The following is a 16,904-nucleotide window of genomic DNA, read 5'->3' on the forward strand; positions in this document are numbered from 1 at the left end:
ATGAAGTTTATTTTAAAAGTTGTAAAAATTGGGGTGATTAAATGGTTAGTAAAGAACAATACGAGTGGATTTGGACTGGATTTGCTATTGTGCTTCTCGCAATAGTTGTAGTTACCACGTTACCTCAAGTTTTTACAGTAGGTGGAGATGCAGCAGTAGTAACTCATGATATTCCGAGTAAAATTCATCCCTCTGTTGTTGCCACAACCGTAAATGCAATGCAATACGTATTTACTGTCAGCGAGCACGGGGGCGGTATAAACTCTGAATTAGTATTACCTAATGGTTCAACATTACCGTTCTACTATAATCTAATGGTAGTTCATCCAGGTCAATATCTTAACATGACAATGTATGCGGTTACGGGTAAGACTGCAACGGAAAACATGTATATACCGGTATACAACGCTAAATATGTAGTTGATACCCAGATTGTCCCTGGCCTAACGCAGTATGCTGTGTGGTATGCTGCAAATGTTAGCGGATATCCAATAGCTTGTGGAGCGTATGCTTTTATGAGCGGAGAATATAACGGTCCTTGGTTCTCTTATCAGGTAGGTGAAATATTAGTGATTCCACAGTCTGGTTACGCTTCTCCAGCTGCAATCCAGAGGTATATCACAGCATCAAATACTGCTCATACCAGTGCTTTGGTTGGTGATCCTTATAATCCACCAATAATAGTTGAGAACTCTCCAAACCCTGTACTTACAGTTGTCTCCGATAAATATGCTGCATTTAACGACAGTATACCTGGGCCAACGTTTGTAGTTAATGCAAATTCCACTGTAACAATGAACATAATAATTCCAACTCCATCTGGAGACCATAACTGGCTAAATAACTATTCAGTTACTGGTGTAGCTTCTCCCATTACGGACTTATACGTTGATGTGTATGCTGTATGGTGGAACGGTACTATAACTCCAGCTGCTACTCCTCAGAAGATACAGTACAATACTCCAATGACATTCACCTTCACTGCTAAGGCTCCAGCTTACGTATATGGAATAATTTATCCGGCATTCTATAATTACGATCTAGACGGAATGTCTAATTTACTTACTGGAGAAGATATGGGTTATGTTATGTCCTTATGGGGAACTGTTATTGTTGAGGGGTGAAATAAATGGTCAGTTTCTTTAAACTCTTAACTTTAGGATATGTCTTAGCTATAGCAGGGCTAGTATGGGAGATAACTGAAATAACTTTACATGCTGTTGCAGTGCCCTATGTATTGCCGTTTACTGTATCGGCGTTTATAGGGTTTATTGCCTACTATCTATTCGTTTACTTTGCTCCAGCAGATGAAAAAGAGTCTAAAGACTAAGGTAATATTTTTTCTCTGAAATTTTTCCTTATTCTTTGAATAACTTCTTTCTCTTCAATTTTCTTTAATTCGCTTATCTTTTTAATTGTTAAAGACACGTTACAAGGTTTATTCCTTACGTATTTTTCGGGACCGAGAAATGGGGAATCCGTTTCCGTCATTAGATAATCTAAGTCAATCTCTTTTACTATCTCTTGCCTGTATTTATCCCTTATTAGTACTGGAGGTACTGAAATAAGACCACCGAGATCAAGTATTCTTTTCGCGTCTCTAATGCTACCTTCATAAGCATGAATAACAAAACGAACCTTGTAAGATGGTAATAAGGCGAGCAAATCATTTATCCCTCCTCTGACGTGGATTATAGAAGTTTTTCTATGTTTTTCAGCTCTCTCTAGAAAGAGAGAAAGAACCTTAATTTGGTTCTTTCTTAATTCACTATCCTTTATCCAATAATAATCAAGACCTATTTCACTTATGATTTTAGCATTGTTTGTCAGCTCCAGGCATTTCTCTATCTCATTTTCCTTATCTTTAATGAATTCTGGATGGAAACCTACAGCAGCTATAACGTTCTTATATTTCTTTTCTAGTTCTAAACTTTTAAGATTACTTTCGAGATCTACTCCTGCATTTACAATTGTTATCTCACATTCATTTACTATCGCATCCCTATCCTGATCAAATTCCTTTGAGTCTATATGAGCATGGACATCGATGTACATAAATAGACATACATAGGAGCAATAAAAATGATTTATGAAAAAGAATGTATTATAAAGAATAAAGATATTACTTCCAAGGTTCCTTAAGTACTTGTATCTTTACTACGTTTTCGTTTTCGTCGTAGATCACTCTAACTAGATCTCCTTCTTTTATCTGGAATTTTTGTCTTATTTTAGCCGGTATTGTCACCTGATAGTTGCGTGAAACTTTAACTATTTCCTCTACACTCATTTAATTTACCTCCAATTTATCATATTAGTGCACTCAATTTAAAACTTTACTATAGTGATGAAAAGTCAGATTTAAATAAGATTATTAATATTACCACAAATAAGAGTAGAATTAGTTTTGTATAATAACTCTATTTTAATAATCTCTGACATAATTTATGAATAGAAAGTATATCTGTCTTGTATTATGAGAAAAATTTTATTGTGAAAAAATATAAATACTTGCATGATAAGAATCATAAATTGTGATACAAATGTCTCAAACACATATTTCTGGTGCTAGAGTAAAGCTACCTTCAGGAAAAGATGCGGGACTAGTAGATATACTATCTTTCTGCTATGGACTATCCGAAACAGACGTACAAGTACTAGTTGCCTTGGCTAAGGCTGATGCTAAAGGGACTGAGGATCTTGAGGAAGATCTAAAGCTCTCAAAGGCTTCGATCAACAGAAGTTTAAACAAATTACTCGAAATGGGTCTTGTTATGAGGATAAAAGAACCTGGAAATAAGGCTGGCAGGCCAAGATATCTGTATAAGACAAGAGGATATAAGGAACTCAAAGAGAAAATCCTTGAAGATATAAGGAATTGTGCCGAAAGTATGGCAAAGCTCGTAGATCAGGAGTTCAGTATCTCAGAGACCTCGGAAGGTATAGTGAGTGCTCAAAATCAAGATGGATTTATAGAATCTAAGTAGCTATTTTCGAGTAATTTTACCTTCTCAGTTAGAATTCTCTGGATATTGTCCTTATCATGAATGATACCGTTAATTATCACCTTACTTACGTATCTGCCGTCTGCATAGTAAACTAAATGAGAGAAGAGTTTGTCTTGTGAAAGAGGGTAAACAAAATGACTGTCAATCAGAACCAAGTCACCAACGTACCCTTCCTTTATTAACCCTCCTTTAATTCCCAATAATCTATAGCCGTTTATTGTACTAGACCGGAATAGGTCAATTGCTTTGGTTTCCACATTCCAATACATCTGTCTCTGAAGCAATACACCGATTTTCATTTCCTGAAACATGTCTAGTGAATTATTACTTGCTGCACCGTCAGTTCCCAAGGTAATGTTAATACCATTTTTTAGCATTTCTTTAAACGGAAAGCTACCTCCGGTGGCGAGTTTCATATTCGATGTGGGACAGTAAGTAACGGTGGAACCATTTCTCTTAATAGTCTCTATTTCCCAGCTCGCTACCCAGCCTAGATGAACCATCTGAAGTTTCTGGTTAACTAATCCGAGTTTAGCTAGATACTCGACGGGAAATAATCCATTTCTCTCCTTAATAGTATAGAGTTCTTTTCTAGTTTCTGATACGTGTATATGTATCCAAGTTTGTAGCTCTTCGGCTAACTGTTTTGCAATTTTCAGAGTATTTTCCGATACAGCGTAAATGCTATGTACGTTAATTATGGGTACAAAATACTCGTTCTTTTTTAACCTCCTTTGTTTTTTATCGATCTCGTATGGGTCGAATAAACTATCTAAAAAAGTGTATCCTGCAAAAGCTCTTATCTTGTATTTCTCAGCTAGTTCCGCTACTTGATCTGGATTAAAGTACATATCTACAAAAGATGTCGTCCCATTCCCTAGCATTTCGAGAATAGCAAGCTCACTTCCAATTTTCATTAACTCTTTTGTAAATTTGGTTTTCTCAAATTCCCATATCTTGTTTAACCAATCTTCGAGTTCAGCATCATCATAATAACCTCTTAGGACTGTCATCGGGGAATGAGTATGTGAATTTACCAGACCGGGGATTACAATATAGTCAGAGCAATCTATCTCATCTCCCTCTAATTCCCTACCGATACTTTTAATCCTACCGTTCTGAATTACTATATTCTCGTTCTTTCTTATCTCACCGGTAGGATTTACAATATACCTGCAGTTCCTTAACGTATATGTGTTATTACGAATCTCCACTCGTATTCACTTATCTTAATTTTCTCGCCTTCTACCTTTAATTCTCTTTTAAAAAGTGGGGCATACACTACGAATGTCTCGGCCTCTCCTCCCTCGAAAGCCGGATTGAAACCGTATTTTTCAGCGGCTTTAATTATGTTCTCGACGTCTTGGCTTTCTATAACTTTACCCACTAGCTCAAACGGGAAACCGTAAGCAGAGGCGGATGTTACAATAAATTTAAAACCGTCTCTTATTAACTCCCTCATATACTCCTTTTGATCTTTCCTCCATAGGGGCGAGTAAGTTTTCAGTCCAAGTTCTTCCGATATTATATTTATGTTCAGCCTTTGGTAATCCGAAAGCAATGCCCCTGTTATTATTCCCTCTATCCCTTTTACCTCTTTAGCTAATTTTAAAGCTTGTTTTAGATCATTCAATTCCTTGTCTTTTTCTCCAGATGTATGATATTGAATTATGTCCAGACCTAATACTTCAGCTTGATATTTAGTAAACTCAACATTAGGGACTTGAAACATCCATGAATAGTCCTTTCTCGGAAGGAGAGTTATAAGACAAGTTACTTCAAAACCTTTGAATACACCCCAATGAAGTGCGAAAGTACTATCCTTTCCACCGGAGAAGAGAGTACAAACTCTCATAGCTCATAACAATATATCGTGTGTTCTGTAGGCCCTAATATACCTTCAGCCGTAACTCTTCTTTTTTCAACTAGTCTTAGGTTCGGATATTGAAAATCATTAGAGGCAACTCTTAGTCCTTTTTTACCATTCTGGATTATTAATGGTTCTAAAAGTTCGTTTGTCCTTGTTGATAGGTAAGAGACTAGTATGTCTGTTTTTGGTAGTAAGATCGGGGCTAGAGTCAACATATCTCCGCAAATTATTTCAAATTCTCTGTCGTTATTTTTATAAGCCTCTCTGCATAGTTTTCTATCGATTTCTACTCCTACAGCTAATTTTACATTAAATTCCTCCTTAGCTATTTTCAAAATCTTTCCTATTCCAGCACCTAAATCTAGGACAACGTCATCTTTACCAGCCTTTACACACCTCAACATTTCCCTAGCGACCTCGTCCGGTGTTGGGACAAACGGAACTAACACAAGTAATAATTATTGGAGAACCTTAAAAAGACGAGAATACTAATTTACTTTCACTTGCCCTGGTATCCCTGATGCTGAAGTTTAGGTCTAACCATGTGTTAACGTTTTTTATTGCTAGTAAGTTTATCTTATTTACTTCGAGCTCACGTATTCCAACTAAGTATGTTTTCTTACTTAAAGAGAGTAAATCCATCATCTTCTTACATTTACTCAAATTCTGGAGAAGAAAACTTGTACTATAACAAGCCAAAAGGGGCTGGGGCTTGTTAACTAGTACAATCGAGATGTCGAACTCAGTCTTACCGCATAAGAACTCAGCTAAATTACGTGTTACGAACGGAAAATCGCATCCCGTAACGAAAACTTTTGCGGATTTGACGTATTGAATTCCAATCTCAAGTCCCCTAACTGGACCCTTCCGCACATGATCTATGATCTGCCTTCCGTTCAGATTTGCTCTTAACTTATTAGTAATAATTATGGGATTACTAAACTCTTTGCTAACTCTCTGGAGAAAAGTAATACCGTTAAACTCGTGATCGCACTTATCTTCTCCAAACCTCTTAGATTCACCACCGGCTAATATAATCACGTCAAATGAGGAATTGCTGTAACTCAACGGTTTCTCCTCTTTTATACGTTTTATCTCTAGCTAATATACCGAAAGCGTTTGCCTTAGCAAGTTCACTATAAAGACCTGTACCCCACCTCAATGGCTTTGCATATACTCCCTCAGTTCTGAATAAGAAGACGGAATCCATTTTGTGCTTTACGCTTATATCCTGATCAAGGAAATAATAGGAGAATTTTCTCACTTCTTTTCCTATCATTCTCGACAATATATGTAAACCGTGCTCGTGGAATACTGTGACTGCAGAAACCACTTGTCCAGGGAGGTTAATTACTGGAATGTCACCTATCACACCTACCCCTCCTCTTTTTATCACGTTTACAGCAACTCCTTCAAATAGTAATGTACCCATCTCCCTTATTACTTTCTTTGAGTAGTCTTTGTCTCCCATTGAAGACCCGCCAATGAGGACTATATAGCTGCATTCCTCCGAGAGTTTTTTCATAGCGTTAATGATCTCTTCTTTATTGTCCTTGACGACACCAAAGTACTTACTTTCTCCGAATTTTCCTAATAAGTACAGAAGAATGGGTGAAATAGAATCGGGGATCTTTCCAGTTTCATAATAAGGTACTATCTCGTCTCCTGATGCTATGACACAACTTTTCACATTTGCTACATTTATTTCTTTGATCCCTTGTATTGTTAGAATTCCTAGATGGTAAGGAGTTAAAATTTCTCCCTTACTTATTATAAGGCTCCCTTCCGATATGTCTTCTCCTACAAATTTAATGTCCTTTCCTTCGAACACTTCCTCTGTAAACTTAACCCTTTCACCCATTACTTTACTAGCTTCGATTCTTGCTACTGCGTCTGCACCTTTCGGTATGGGGGAACCGGTAGTTACATAATACGCTTCTCCTTCTTTCAGTTCTGGAATTTCAGAAGAGGAGGGATGAAGTGAGCCTACGATTTTTAGTTCTCCATATTTATTGTAGTCGCTAACTCTAAATGCAAAACCATCCATGGCAGAGAGGTTTGTATCCGGTATATTCTTCATTGCATATACGTCTTCGCCTACTACCTTACCTACGGCATCGTATATGCTTTTTCTCTCAATAGGAGCTTTTCTGAAGTCAGTATTATCTATAAGCTTTCTCGCTTCGCTTAACGGTATTAGCATTTATTTTAAAATATGATTGGTTGAAAATAAAAGTTAATTATGAATAAATGCATAATTCAGGTAATAGGAAAGAAGAACTCAGGCAAGACTCTAACGATAGAAAAAGCAGTTAGGGAATTAAAGAGCCTTAGGTTATCGATTGCAGTAATTAAGCATTCTCACCACGAGATCGATCTTCAAGGCAAAGACACTTTCAGGTTTTGGGAGGCAGGATCTGATTATGTGGTATTTCTTAACCAAAAAGGCATAATAATGGGCAGGTTCAGTGTTAAGGATGTATTAGAAATAATCCCCGCGGATGTCGTCTTGATTGAGGGTTATAAGGATAAACAGTTTGGTAGACTCTTTGAGATCACCAAACCGGAGGAATCCGATCTTATTTCACGAAAAATAATTGATTATGTTAAAGAATGCATTACCAAAAGTTATACTCAGGATAAATTGATAGGCGACAATGGAAAAGAACTCGACTTTAAGGATCCGCGTGTATTAACGTTATATAATTTGATGAAAAGCTTAAACTTAAGTGAAGTTAGGATTGATAAAGGGTCATGATGTAATAGCGATAACAGAGGAGTCATATATTACAGATGCCATATTTTTTATGAAGACAAACAAGATAAGAAGGATTGCTGTGCTACGGGACAGGGAGATAATAGGTCTGTTCACAGTAGAGGAAGCGTTATACCACATCTTATATAATGAAGCAGATGAGAGACTTAAGGAGGCAAGGCTTAAACCGGTCATAAAGTCTAATCCATCGTTAGGTGAGATAATTAGGGACATGCTAAGTAACAAAGTAGACGCGGTATTTATAGAAGGAGAGGGTAGGCTAAAGATCGTTACATATAAGGACGTAATAAAAGAGGTAAAGTGGGATAACGTATACGATAGTATATCCTCGATATCTAAACAAGCTATCGTAGTATCCCCTTATGCTAGGATCAGGACAGCAGCTAGCGTTATGATAAATAACGGGATTAGGCACGTCCCCGTATACGAGGGGGATTTATATGGGATAATATCTGCAAGGGATATTGTGTACGGTTACCCAGAATTGGACTTAAATAGTGATGTGAGTAAAGTTATGATCCCTGAAGTTTACAATGTCTCGAGGAATACACCAATTAATGTTGTAGTTAAGGATTTATTAAGGCTAAATATAGGTAGTGCAATTGTGAATAAAAGAGAGATCGTTACTTTAAAAGATCTAATAGAATATGCCTCAAGAAATTTAATAAAGGAATAAAGGTTAATTGAATTATGCTTAATCTTTTTCGCTGTCCTATTGACGGCTCACGCTTTAAGGACAAATGGATTTGTGAGAACGGTCATTCGTTTACGGAAATAGATGGGATAATAGACTTCATGAAGGACGAAAAAGTCGAAAACCCTGACATACTAGAGAGAGTAGCAGGGGTTTATGAGCAATTATGGGCTCCTATTGGTATGTTTTTGACTTCTGGTGGGAAGACATACTCGTCTATAATGAGAAGTTCAGGAGAATATGTATCAGGAAATGTTGTAATTGATATAGGAACTGGTACTGGAAAATTATTCGACTATACTAAATGCGAAGTATGCATCGGAATAGATATTTCGACTAAATTTCTAAGAATTCTGAAGAGAAAACGGAGTAATGTAATAGCAGTTAGAGCTAATGCAAATAGATTACCCTTTAATAACGAGATAGCTGACGGTATATCGGCTATGTTTGTCTTGCATATGATCCCTTCGAAAGCCGTAGTGTTGAATGAAATTTTCAGAGTGTTAAAAGGAAAAGGTAAGTTTGTCTCATCTGTATTAACAGATAATAATTCGTTCAGTAGGTTTCTTGCAAAATGGTGGAAATTAGAACTGTTTCCAGTAGACTATTATATCAAATTATTAAAGGAAGTAGGATTTGAAAAAATAGAATATCAGAAAATCGGTGCTTGGACTTTATTTAAATGTGCCAAGCCTTAAATAGACTCAGGGAGTACAGTAGAAAACTGACACCGTTCAGAGCGTTGAGCATTATTAAGATAGGACTTGTATATAGGAAAGAGTAAGCTAATACATATATTCCGAAGGTTAGGAAGAACAGAAATATTGCAATATTGGTAAATGAGGAGAACTCTCCAGACCCGGTCATTAGAGAGAAAAGTTTTGTACTACCTGTTATAGAGTAAAACAACCTTTCGATACCAAAAAACAGCCCTAAAAAGTAAAACGGATAAGGATTTAACGTATATAGAACCTCCGTAAAAGAGACGTGAACTTTTATAATTAATACTAACGATGTAATGAACATTAATGTGCCAATGAGGAGATTTAATCCTCTTTTAGTTATTCTGTCAATTGTTGGATTGGCCATGCTAATAACCCCACTGGTGTTTGACCTAACTCGATATCCAGTAACTCACCTAAAAATATTCCCCCTAAAGTTCCTAGAATTAATCCTGCAATACCAGCTAATTGATAACCTAATAACGCACCTAAACTCCCACCAGTTACTTTGCCTAAGTACTGGTCTTCTATTTTGTATATTTTGGCAAAATCATAGCTACCACTCTTCCCTTCCTTTGATAATAAATAAGCAAAATCCATAATTGCTTCTTTCACCTCATTTATATCATTACTTCTATAGACAGCTGTATATTCTTCAATTCCTCTATCCCTCTTAAAGTAAATTGGAATAAATCCAGATTTTGAAAGTGTTTTCAATGAATTTGTAAATTTACCATTACTATTAACTTTAAAAATCACTTTATACATATACTGTATTCTACGTTTAGTAGTAAATATTTTTTCATCTCCGTTTCATTGATACGAAAATAAAACCTTAACCTTTAATTCTTGTTGTTACAAACTTAACTATGGATAGTTATGGAGACGAATGGAGATAAGAAAAAATACTATGCTGTTACTGAGATCGAATCGGTGGAAGTTCCCTCTAAATTTAGCAGTAGCAAATATCATGAGCACATTTCATCAGCTATTGATGAGGCTTTAAAAAAGACTGTGGACTATCTAAAAGCTGAGGGTTATGAAGGTAAGTTCAGCGCAAATATCAACGTATTCGTTAGAGAGGACAAATCAGTAAGGTTAATACAAACAGTCAAGACAAAAATAATAGTGAAATAATGGAAACCGAGGAGTTATCGGAACCTCTGGAAAATTATCTAAAAGAAATTTATGAGCTTGAGGAATTGAGAGGCTACGCTAGAGTCTCCGACCTGATTACTATTTTTCAGATTTCACCTGGGACTATAAGTAAAGCTTTGAATAGACTGGAAAAACTAGGATTAATCATAAGAAAAGATAAGAAAATTTTACTTTCAGACGAGGGAAAAAGAATAGCAGAAAGGCTCATCAAAGCTCATAGGCTTTCAGAGAGACTCCTTACTGACATTTTAGGTTTGGATTGGATAAGAGCTCACCAAATAGCTCACAGGCTTGAACATATATGGCCTGACGATGTGTTGGAGAGAATAGATTCAGTGTTAAACTATCCCAAGATATGCCCTCACGGACATCCGATACCAGGGAGAGGAGTTATAAAAGGAGAGATAATGACTAATATTAAACCAGGGGAGGTAGTTGAGGTTCTAATGATCATTAAGGAGGAAGAATGGATTCTAGCTAAAGCCGGTGAAGTAGGTCTTCTACCTGGCAGCAGGTTCAGAATTGTAGAAAAGAAAGATAATGGTGATATAGTCTTAGAGGATATGAGCGGAAAAAAGTACGAAATACCTAAAGTTCTAGCTGAACAAGTGATGGTAAATGGAAAGCCTAACGGAGCTTGAAAAGAAGATATTAGTTCATATTTATAAATACGGCCCAGATAACCCTTGGTATATGGCTAGAAGACTGCTAGGAGAGTCGGGATGGGCACCTAAATATAACGAAGACGAGATCGAGAAAGCGTGTAAAGACCTAGAGGACAAAGGTTTATTACAGAGATTTCAAGGGGCACTTAAGAGAAGCGTAACATCCTCGGTTAAACCTTGGCTTAAAGTAAAAGCTAAGGAGTTGGATCACAAGCCTAAAGGGATATATTACGACTTAACTAAAAAGGGAAAGAAACTAGCGTCTGAGCTATATAAGGACTACTTTAAGAAGGATTAGAAATGTTTTTGGACAATAAAGTGAAAGAAATTGTGAAAAGAATTCTTGATTATAGTGACTCTTATAAGGCTTTATCAAGCAAGGTAAGAATTTCCAATGGGAAAATAAACGTAGAAGGTTATTCCTTTATAACTCAAAAGCCTCTTCTCGTGTCTGTTGGTAAGTCTGCCTTAAAAATGGCAAAATTTTTCCTCGATAAAATGAAAATAGAAAACGGTATTGTAATTACACCGAAAGGTCACACTAACGTCAAGCTATCCTTAGAGGTGTTAGAATCCTCACACCCGGATATTACAGAAAGTAGTTACGAAGCGGGTAAAAAAGTTATCAATTTGTTATTTAAGGAAGATTACGACTTGTTGATTTTCTTGATCTCTGGAGGAGCTTCAGCTCTAATGTAGTATTCAGACATTTCTTTAAATTATCTTAAAGAAATTAATAATGCTCTGGTTACATCGGGTTTAAGTATTGAAGAAATAAACATAGTAAGAAAACACCTTTCTCTCATTAAGGGTGGTTGGTTAGCGCAGTACTCAAAATCTCCTATTTTAACGTTGGTTGTCAGTGATGTACCTGGAGGTGATCTTTCGAGCGTAGGCAGTGGGACTACAATTTTAGACTTCTCTACAAAAGAGGAAGCCGAGAGGATTATGAAAGATATAGGCTTAGAGAAATATATGGGGTTTCTGAAAGAGACACCAAAGACGTTAAAAGTAAAAAGCTACACCTTTAAGATTCTCGATATCGAAACTGTGTTAACGAGATTGAAGTCTGACATAGAGAATTCAGAGATGTTAAGCAGCGAAGTGAGAGGCGATGCGTATTCGTTTGGTGTTCAATTAGCAGGCATAGCGAATACTCAGTTCAGGGTTTCGAACGGAAGAAAAGTCTTATTATTAGGGGGCGAACCCGACGTAAAGATAACAGGGAAACACGGAAAAGGAGGGAGAAACGGTGAAATTTGCTTGGGCTTTCTTAAATATATTAAAGCTAATGCAAGGCTTTATGCCATCGCCACTGACGGTATTGACGGAAATAGTGAATATGCAGGTTGTTATGTGGATAACGAGCTAAAAATTAACAGTGTAGATATCCATAATGCGTTAATAAATCATACGTCCTATGAACTTCTTGAGAAATACGGTGTTACAATAAAAACTGGTTTTACAGGAGATAATGTTAACAATGTGTATATATTGGATATAGGGGATTAAATTCGAACAAATTAGAATTAAAATTTTCTATGTAATTTCTACTTAATTTTTATCCCTCAGGTAAGAAATATTACCTCTGTGTTTTTTTTTAAAATTTTTTTAATTCAACAAAGATTCAAAAAATGTTAACTATACTTTATCTACTTTACAGCAGTTATGGGAATCTTAGGGAGGTAATACGAAGAAGTCGGTATTAGCGAGAAGTTTTTAATTTTAGACGTCGTCCCGCTGAAAAGATGAAGATGTCGAACCGGAAGGGACAGGTAAAGTACGCTAAGGAGAGGTTGGTCAAGGCAGTGAACCAGTTCCTGGGCATAGTGAGGAGGAACGGGAGGAGCAGGAAGGTCGGGTTGGCACTCGTCTTGATGGTCCTGCTAGGTGGGAGGACCAGCGTGAGGAATGCTGCTGAGACGTTCGGGTTAGACTACGCAAACCTGCTGGAGGCGTTAGGGGAACTCGAAGACGCGTGGAAGGACTACTTAAAGGTCCTGTCAGTGTTGGTGAAGGGTGAGGTTGTTGTCATCATAGACGACACCGTGGACCACAAGGAGTACTCCCGGGGGAAGGACGTGAGCCCCCACGGGAACTACTGGATCTACTGCCACACCCACCGGAGGTTCGAGAGAGGTGTGCAGCTCCTCACGGTCGCCATAGTGGACCTCTCCACGGGCAGGGCGTTCATGGTGGGAGCCTTCCCCTACGCCGTGAGGAAGATGTTGGATTTGGGGATGGTTACTGAGTTCAAGACCAAGATCGACTTGGCCAAGGAGATATTGGACGTGCTCAAGGGGTACTTCCGCGTGTCCAGGGTAGTCTTCGACTCGTGGTACCGGTCGGAGAAGCTCGTGACGGACAACGTGGTGTCTGAGCTCAAGTCCAACCGAGCTCAGGGTCGAGTCGGCCCGGGGGACCCTCGAGGAGGTGGAGGGACACCTCCGAGTGGGATACCCCCGGCGTCTACTACGCCGACCTGACCCTGGGAGCCCAAGTGATTACGGTGAAATTGCTAGTCCAAGAATATAAAGGTGACTCCGGGACACACGTCAGATACCTCTACACGACCGATCTCTCGCTTAGTGAGGAGGAGATGGAGGAGGCATGGAGGATGAGGTGGGAGATCGAGAAGCTTCACAGGGACGTCAAGGCCTTGGGACTGGAGGACTCTTCGTTCTGGAGGAGAGAGAGACTTCAGGGTTACCTCACGATCTTCACCATCATGGTCAACGTTGTCAGGGAGCTAGTGGGGGCTCTTAACCTGAGGAGCGTGGAGGCGTTCCTCAGGTTCGTTGAACGTTATTTAGGTGGATCGTCGGGGCTGATGAAAATCTTTAAGTTACGTTAAAGTCCCATAACTGCTGTACTTTATAATATTTAATCTTTTCCTAAAGTAATATTTATTAATAGTAATATCACTATTTAGTAATATGAATAAAGGAACAAAAATTGCTAAGGCCATATCTTCTTATATAATAATAGCAATAGTCCTTATAGCGGTAATAGCAATATCGGGTATTTTATTACTATATTACCCAACTAGAAGTTCTAGTATTTCTGCAACATCGTCAATGTCATCTACTTATTCCTCTATGACGACAACTAGTTCAACTACCTTTACTTCATCCGTTACAACACCTTCAACGGCTAACAATAATATTGTCATAGTTTATGTCGCTGGGGCTTATAAAGCGATATTTGATTATTTGACTAAACAATTTGAGAAGCAATACGGTATTCCAGTTGATATAAATCCCGGTGGTGCTTTTGGGTTAGCGGCTGAAATTGCCCAAGGAGCTCCTGCAGATGTCTTCGTTCCAGTAGCTTATATTCAGGCTGTTGAGTTAGAAGGGCAGAATAATCCGGGTTGGACAATAGCCTTTATATCAGACCAGATGGCTCTAGTGTATTCTAATTATACTACGATGAACCCATATTGGAACCAGTTATACAGCAACTACACTATGGCAATGGAGACTAACAGTACTGAGTACTGGTATAACTTCTTCTATCTACTAACTACTAAGTTTAGTTTAGGTATATCCAACCCGAGCTCGGACCCAGAAGGATTATACGGTTATCTGATCCTAAAAATGACTAGTTACCTTTATGCAAATAAGTCCTTCGATTACTTTATACACTTAGCTAATGAAAGCAATGTAATTCATAGTGCGCCCAATACTGCTGACTTTGTAGCCCCATTAGAGGCTGGAGAACTCGACTTCGTCTTCTCCTATAAGTCCTATGCAATATCTCAACACCTAGACTATTTGCAATTACCACCATGGCTAAGCTTCGGTTATTATCCTAACGAGACAAGTTGGTACAGCTTCTTCTTCTACAAAATAACTGTAAACGGACAGACTCTAAAGATATACGGTAACCCAGTGTACTTATATATGACCATACCTAAGAATGCACCAAACCAACAGTTGGCATTACAGTTCATACAATTTGTAATTAAAAATGTCAATGAGTTAGCAATGTTCGGTGTGACTCCTATAACTCACCCAGTTTTGTTCTATGAATTGCCATCGGATGTACCACCACAAATTGTTAATTTATTAAATGAGGGAGTATTAACGTATGGTGGTAACTTCACGGCTGTTTAAAGTAATATCTTTATTTCTATCCCTCCTCTTAACAATCCCTATAATATACTTAATAGTTTACGGTTACGGACCGTTTTATGTTAGATCAATCGCATTTGGAAAAGCATTAATAAGCTCTATAGAACTTTCCTACCTTTCCTCCTCCGTCGCAATAGTCGTTATAATCTTCTTGTTTACACCCTTGGCTTACTTCCTGGCCAGAAATAGAAACCCTATAATAGAAAGTATAGTAGACATTCCGGCTTCAATACCTCATCCGCTCGTTGGAATAGCTTTGGTGTTCATAGATAGTCCCACCAACATAGTAGGTAAGTTCTTGTCTTCTCACGGTATCAATTTCTACTACTCGTATTTTGGGCTTATCCTAGCCTTAATAATAGTCTCAGCCCCCGTGTATATCCGTTCGATGCAGAGTTTCTTCGAGAGCTTACCATTATCATATGAACAGTACGCTATGAGTTTGGGCTACTCTGAACTCAGAGTTTTCTTCAAAATGATCTTTCCTATGTCTGTTGGCGGAATAATCTCATCAGGACTAACTTCAATGGCTAGGACGATAAGCGAATTCGGTTCTATTGTAATCGTAGCCCCGTTCGTTCAAGGATGGATCTTTAACGGAGATTGTGTAGCCTCAGTATACATTTACAATGAGTATCAGACGTATTTTAATGCGTCCATAACTGCATCAGCGACTTTGATACTTTTCTCCTTAATATTACTAGCTGTAGCCAGAGTATCTAAATTCCTTCTCATTAAAAAGGGATACATTTATTACTAATCAACTTAATTCCATACTGAATGAAGAACCCAACCTTATCTGAACTAGTGATGAAAGGGTTGTTCAACGGATGGCGATAAAGTTGATATGTAGAGAGATAGAATGTGTTGAAGGGGTAGTAAGAAGGATATTGGAGGAAAACGGCTATACCTTTGATAATGTTAAAATTAACGTTTCAGATATGCCCTATAACGAACTAGCTAGATTTGACGGAAGTAATATATACGTTAATTCTGTAAAATTCAAAAGTTTCACTACACAAGTCGGAGGAGATTCAAAGTTTATATCAGCGTATCTAACAGTAGTGTCACTCTACGCTGTAATAAATGACAAACAAAGGCTGAGAGAGTTAGTTAAAAGAGTGTTTGGAGATAAATCTCTCGAATACACTATTTTCAATTTGTTATTTGACTAAACTCCTTTTATCTATTGCTTTTAAGGCTTGAGACACGAAATCGCTTACAACCTTTTCTGGGTCTTTAGCTTTCATTACAGCACTTGCCACTCCTATTCCGTCAGCGCCAAGCTCTATAGCCTTGTATACATCTTCACCGCTTGTAATTCCAGCCCCTGCAACAAGGTAAACACCCTTAACTTTCCTTATTTCATCTACCGCTCTTGTAATAACTTCAGGTTTTGCCTTAGAGACTGCGACTCCGCTACCGATAAGTTCCGGAGGTTCGATAAGTATCGCGTCAGGGTTTAATATTCCCATAGAATGAACTAATTCGTATCTATCTACACAAACTACACTTTCCAACCCTAATCTTCTCATCCTTATAATTGCATCGTGGATTTCGTCTAACCTAACTCTCCTTTCGCTGTGGTTTAATAACGAGCCCTTCCCCCCTGCGTCCTTTACCATCTCAGGAAGAATCGATCCAGTTTTAGCACCGTGATCCAATCCATCAACATGTTGTGCATATACTATTAGTTCAGTTTCTTTACTAAGCCTATGTATCATTGTTGCTGGAACGGAAACTATTATAGGAACTCCGTACTCCTTACTTACCTTCTCAATCTTCTTAGAGATTTCCATCCCTTTTTCTCCGTAAGAATTCTCATATGCCTTGTAATTTATTAAAATAATTGGCGGTTTCATAACTTTAAATAAGGGG

Annotated in this window: 22 protein-coding genes and 2 pseudogenes; 14 read left to right on the top strand and 10 right to left on the bottom strand. The window is 37.9% G+C overall.

The genetic code is table 11. From position 1 onward, the window contains the following. Window positions 1-41: 41 nt before the first annotated feature. Window positions 42-1,124, top strand: coding sequence for an oxidase (locus WIW52_RS07990; protein ID WP_337709750.1), 1,083 nt, complete (start codon window positions 42-44; stop codon window positions 1,122-1,124). 5 nt (window positions 1,125-1,129) lie between these two features. Then, window positions 1,130-1,330 (top strand): hypothetical protein, encoded by a 201-nt coding sequence (locus tag WIW52_RS07995; RefSeq protein ID WP_337702412.1) that lies wholly within the window; start codon window positions 1,130-1,132, stop codon window positions 1,328-1,330. On the opposite strand, the gene WIW52_RS08000 is transcribed toward WIW52_RS07995, so the two are convergent. Then, on the bottom strand, window positions 1,327-2,055 hold the full coding sequence (locus WIW52_RS08000) for a TatD family hydrolase (RefSeq protein WP_337709752.1): 729 nt from the start codon (window positions 2,053-2,055) through the stop codon (window positions 1,327-1,329). The genes WIW52_RS07995 and WIW52_RS08000 overlap by 4 nt on opposite strands. A gap of 67 nt (window positions 2,056-2,122) precedes the next feature. Continuing rightward, window positions 2,123-2,287: an AbrB/MazE/SpoVT family DNA-binding domain-containing protein gene (locus WIW52_RS08005; protein ID WP_156007680.1), complete on the bottom strand. Its 165-nt coding sequence runs from the start codon at window positions 2,285-2,287 to the stop codon at window positions 2,123-2,125. 253 nt (window positions 2,288-2,540) lie between these two features. Here WIW52_RS08005 and lrs14 point away from each other — a divergent pair, with 253 nt between their 5' ends. Further along, complete coding sequence (gene lrs14, locus WIW52_RS08010; protein ID WP_337702476.1) at window positions 2,541-2,984, top strand: HTH-type transcriptional regulator Lrs14; 444 nt, start codon at window positions 2,541-2,543, stop codon at window positions 2,982-2,984. Here the strand turns inward: lrs14 and WIW52_RS08015 are convergent. Genes WIW52_RS08015 through WIW52_RS08035 form a run of 5 tightly spaced genes read right to left on the bottom strand, consistent with a single transcriptional unit; the run spans window position 2,957 to window position 7,078 of the window. Then, window positions 2,957-4,219: an amidohydrolase gene (locus WIW52_RS08015; RefSeq protein ID WP_337709754.1), complete on the bottom strand. Its 1,263-nt coding sequence runs from the start codon at window positions 4,217-4,219 to the stop codon at window positions 2,957-2,959. The two genes, lrs14 and WIW52_RS08015, sit on opposite strands and share 28 nt — an antisense overlap. Beyond that, the gene (locus tag WIW52_RS08020) at window positions 4,189-4,860 is read right to left on the bottom strand and encodes a diphthine--ammonia ligase (RefSeq protein WP_337702406.1); all 672 of its coding nucleotides are present in this window, start codon (window positions 4,858-4,860) and stop codon (window positions 4,189-4,191) included. The genes WIW52_RS08015 and WIW52_RS08020 overlap by 31 nt, the downstream gene beginning before the upstream one ends. Then, on the bottom strand, window positions 4,857-5,324 hold the full coding sequence (locus WIW52_RS08025; protein WP_337702404.1) for a class I SAM-dependent methyltransferase: 468 nt from the start codon (window positions 5,322-5,324) through the stop codon (window positions 4,857-4,859). Before WIW52_RS08025 ends, WIW52_RS08020 begins: the two co-directional genes overlap by 4 nt. A gap of 22 nt (window positions 5,325-5,346) precedes the next feature. Then, window positions 5,347-5,943, bottom strand: coding sequence for a molybdenum cofactor guanylyltransferase (gene mobA / locus WIW52_RS08030; protein ID WP_337709756.1), 597 nt, complete (start codon window positions 5,941-5,943; stop codon window positions 5,347-5,349). Continuing rightward, window positions 5,918-7,078, bottom strand: coding sequence for a molybdopterin molybdotransferase MoeA (locus WIW52_RS08035; RefSeq protein WP_337709758.1), 1,161 nt, complete (start codon window positions 7,076-7,078; stop codon window positions 5,918-5,920). Before WIW52_RS08035 ends, mobA begins: the two co-directional genes overlap by 26 nt. Window positions 7,079-7,117: 39 nt before the next feature. On the opposite strand from WIW52_RS08035, the gene mobB reads away from it, so the two are divergent. Genes mobB through WIW52_RS08050 form a run of 3 tightly spaced genes read left to right on the top strand, consistent with a single transcriptional unit; the run spans window position 7,118 to window position 9,043 of the window. Beyond that, a complete protein-coding gene (mobB, locus tag WIW52_RS08040) occupies window positions 7,118-7,633 on the top strand; it encodes a molybdopterin-guanine dinucleotide biosynthesis protein B (RefSeq protein WP_337709759.1) in 516 nt (171 codons plus the stop codon). Beyond that, a complete protein-coding gene (locus WIW52_RS08045) occupies window positions 7,605-8,327 on the top strand; it encodes a CBS domain-containing protein (protein WP_337709761.1) in 723 nt (240 codons plus the stop codon). The genes mobB and WIW52_RS08045 overlap by 29 nt, the downstream gene beginning before the upstream one ends. 14 nt (window positions 8,328-8,341) lie before the next feature. Next, window positions 8,342-9,043: a class I SAM-dependent methyltransferase gene (locus tag WIW52_RS08050; RefSeq protein ID WP_337709763.1), complete on the top strand. Its 702-nt coding sequence runs from the start codon at window positions 8,342-8,344 to the stop codon at window positions 9,041-9,043. Here WIW52_RS08050 and WIW52_RS08055 read toward each other — a convergent pair. Then, on the bottom strand, window positions 9,024-9,434 hold the full coding sequence (locus WIW52_RS08055) for a hypothetical protein (protein WP_337709764.1): 411 nt from the start codon (window positions 9,432-9,434) through the stop codon (window positions 9,024-9,026). The genes WIW52_RS08050 and WIW52_RS08055 overlap by 20 nt on opposite strands. Beyond that, window positions 9,407-9,835 (bottom strand): hypothetical protein, encoded by a 429-nt coding sequence (locus tag WIW52_RS08060; protein WP_337702390.1) that lies wholly within the window; start codon window positions 9,833-9,835, stop codon window positions 9,407-9,409. The genes WIW52_RS08055 and WIW52_RS08060 overlap by 28 nt, the downstream gene beginning before the upstream one ends. Before the next feature lie 111 nt (window positions 9,836-9,946). Here WIW52_RS08060 and WIW52_RS08065 point away from each other — a divergent pair, with 111 nt between their 5' ends. The 8 genes and pseudogenes from WIW52_RS08065 to WIW52_RS08100 all read left to right on the top strand — a co-directional run bounded on the left by WIW52_RS08065 (window position 9,947) and on the right by WIW52_RS08100 (window position 16,201). Then, window positions 9,947-10,204: a hypothetical protein gene (locus WIW52_RS08065; protein WP_337709766.1), complete on the top strand. Its 258-nt coding sequence runs from the start codon at window positions 9,947-9,949 to the stop codon at window positions 10,202-10,204. Continuing rightward, window positions 10,204-10,866: a metal-dependent transcriptional regulator gene (locus tag WIW52_RS08070; RefSeq protein ID WP_337709768.1), complete on the top strand. Its 663-nt coding sequence runs from the start codon at window positions 10,204-10,206 to the stop codon at window positions 10,864-10,866. Before WIW52_RS08065 ends, WIW52_RS08070 begins: the two co-directional genes overlap by 1 nt. After that, complete coding sequence (locus WIW52_RS08075; protein ID WP_156007693.1) at window positions 10,844-11,188, top strand: DUF2250 domain-containing protein; 345 nt, start codon at window positions 10,844-10,846, stop codon at window positions 11,186-11,188. Before WIW52_RS08070 ends, WIW52_RS08075 begins: the two co-directional genes overlap by 23 nt. Before the next feature lie 2 nt (window positions 11,189-11,190). Next, window positions 11,191-12,402 (top strand): annotated as a pseudogene (locus tag WIW52_RS08080) (glycerate 2-kinase). A gap of 242 nt (window positions 12,403-12,644) precedes the next feature. Next, window positions 12,645-13,744 (top strand): annotated as a pseudogene (locus WIW52_RS08085) (transposase). 82 nt (window positions 13,745-13,826) lie between these two features. Further along, entirely contained in the window at window positions 13,827-15,008 is a 1,182-nt protein-coding gene (locus tag WIW52_RS08090) for an extracellular solute-binding protein (protein WP_337709770.1), read from the top strand. Beyond that, window positions 14,983-15,786 (top strand): ABC transporter permease, encoded by an 804-nt coding sequence (locus WIW52_RS08095; RefSeq protein WP_337709772.1) that lies wholly within the window; start codon window positions 14,983-14,985, stop codon window positions 15,784-15,786. Before WIW52_RS08090 ends, WIW52_RS08095 begins: the two co-directional genes overlap by 26 nt. Before the next feature lie 70 nt (window positions 15,787-15,856). Beyond that, a complete protein-coding gene (locus tag WIW52_RS08100) occupies window positions 15,857-16,201 on the top strand; it encodes a hypothetical protein (RefSeq protein WP_337709774.1) in 345 nt (114 codons plus the stop codon). Here WIW52_RS08100 and tpiA read toward each other — a convergent pair. Further along, entirely contained in the window at window positions 16,190-16,888 is a 699-nt protein-coding gene (gene tpiA, locus WIW52_RS08105) for a triose-phosphate isomerase (protein WP_337709775.1), read from the bottom strand. The two genes, WIW52_RS08100 and tpiA, sit on opposite strands and share 12 nt — an antisense overlap. Between the last annotated feature and the right edge of the window lie 16 nt (window positions 16,889-16,904).

This window comes from Stygiolobus sp. RP850M, from assembly GCF_037389295.1.
Classification (GTDB): domain Archaea; phylum Thermoproteota; class Thermoprotei_A; order Sulfolobales; family Sulfolobaceae; genus Stygiolobus.

Coding starts and splice junctions, on each gene's coding strand:
- WIW52_RS07990 (WP_337709750.1), top strand. CDS start 42: ATGGTTAGTAAAGAACAATACGAGTGGATTTGGACTGGATTTGCTATT.
- WIW52_RS07995 (WP_337702412.1), top strand. CDS start 1,130: ATGGTCAGTTTCTTTAAACTCTTAACTTTAGGATATGTCTTAGCTATA.
- WIW52_RS08000 (WP_337709752.1), bottom strand. CDS start 2,055: ATGTACATCGATGTCCATGCTCATATAGACTCAAAGGAATTTGATCAG.
- WIW52_RS08005 (WP_156007680.1), bottom strand. CDS start 2,287: ATGAGTGTAGAGGAAATAGTTAAAGTTTCACGCAACTATCAGGTGACA.
- lrs14 (WP_337702476.1), top strand. CDS start 2,541: ATGTCTCAAACACATATTTCTGGTGCTAGAGTAAAGCTACCTTCAGGA.
- WIW52_RS08020 (WP_337702406.1), bottom strand. CDS start 4,860: ATGAGAGTTTGTACTCTCTTCTCCGGTGGAAAGGATAGTACTTTCGCA.
- WIW52_RS08035 (WP_337709758.1), bottom strand. CDS start 7,078: ATGCTAATACCGTTAAGCGAAGCGAGAAAGCTTATAGATAATACTGAC.
- mobB (WP_337709759.1), top strand. CDS start 7,118: ATGAATAAATGCATAATTCAGGTAATAGGAAAGAAGAACTCAGGCAAG.
- WIW52_RS08050 (WP_337709763.1), top strand. CDS start 8,342: ATGCTTAATCTTTTTCGCTGTCCTATTGACGGCTCACGCTTTAAGGAC.
- WIW52_RS08055 (WP_337709764.1), bottom strand. CDS start 9,434: ATGGCCAATCCAACAATTGACAGAATAACTAAAAGAGGATTAAATCTC.
- WIW52_RS08060 (WP_337702390.1), bottom strand. CDS start 9,835: ATGTATAAAGTGATTTTTAAAGTTAATAGTAATGGTAAATTTACAAAT.
- WIW52_RS08065 (WP_337709766.1), top strand. CDS start 9,947: ATGGAGACGAATGGAGATAAGAAAAAATACTATGCTGTTACTGAGATC.
- WIW52_RS08070 (WP_337709768.1), top strand. CDS start 10,204: ATGGAAACCGAGGAGTTATCGGAACCTCTGGAAAATTATCTAAAAGAA.
- WIW52_RS08075 (WP_156007693.1), top strand. CDS start 10,844: ATGGAAAGCCTAACGGAGCTTGAAAAGAAGATATTAGTTCATATTTAT.
- WIW52_RS08090 (WP_337709770.1), top strand. CDS start 13,827: ATGAATAAAGGAACAAAAATTGCTAAGGCCATATCTTCTTATATAATA.
- WIW52_RS08095 (WP_337709772.1), top strand. CDS start 14,983: ATGGTGGTAACTTCACGGCTGTTTAAAGTAATATCTTTATTTCTATCC.
- WIW52_RS08100 (WP_337709774.1), top strand. CDS start 15,857: ATGGCGATAAAGTTGATATGTAGAGAGATAGAATGTGTTGAAGGGGTA.
- tpiA (WP_337709775.1), bottom strand. CDS start 16,888: ATGAAACCGCCAATTATTTTAATAAATTACAAGGCATATGAGAATTCT.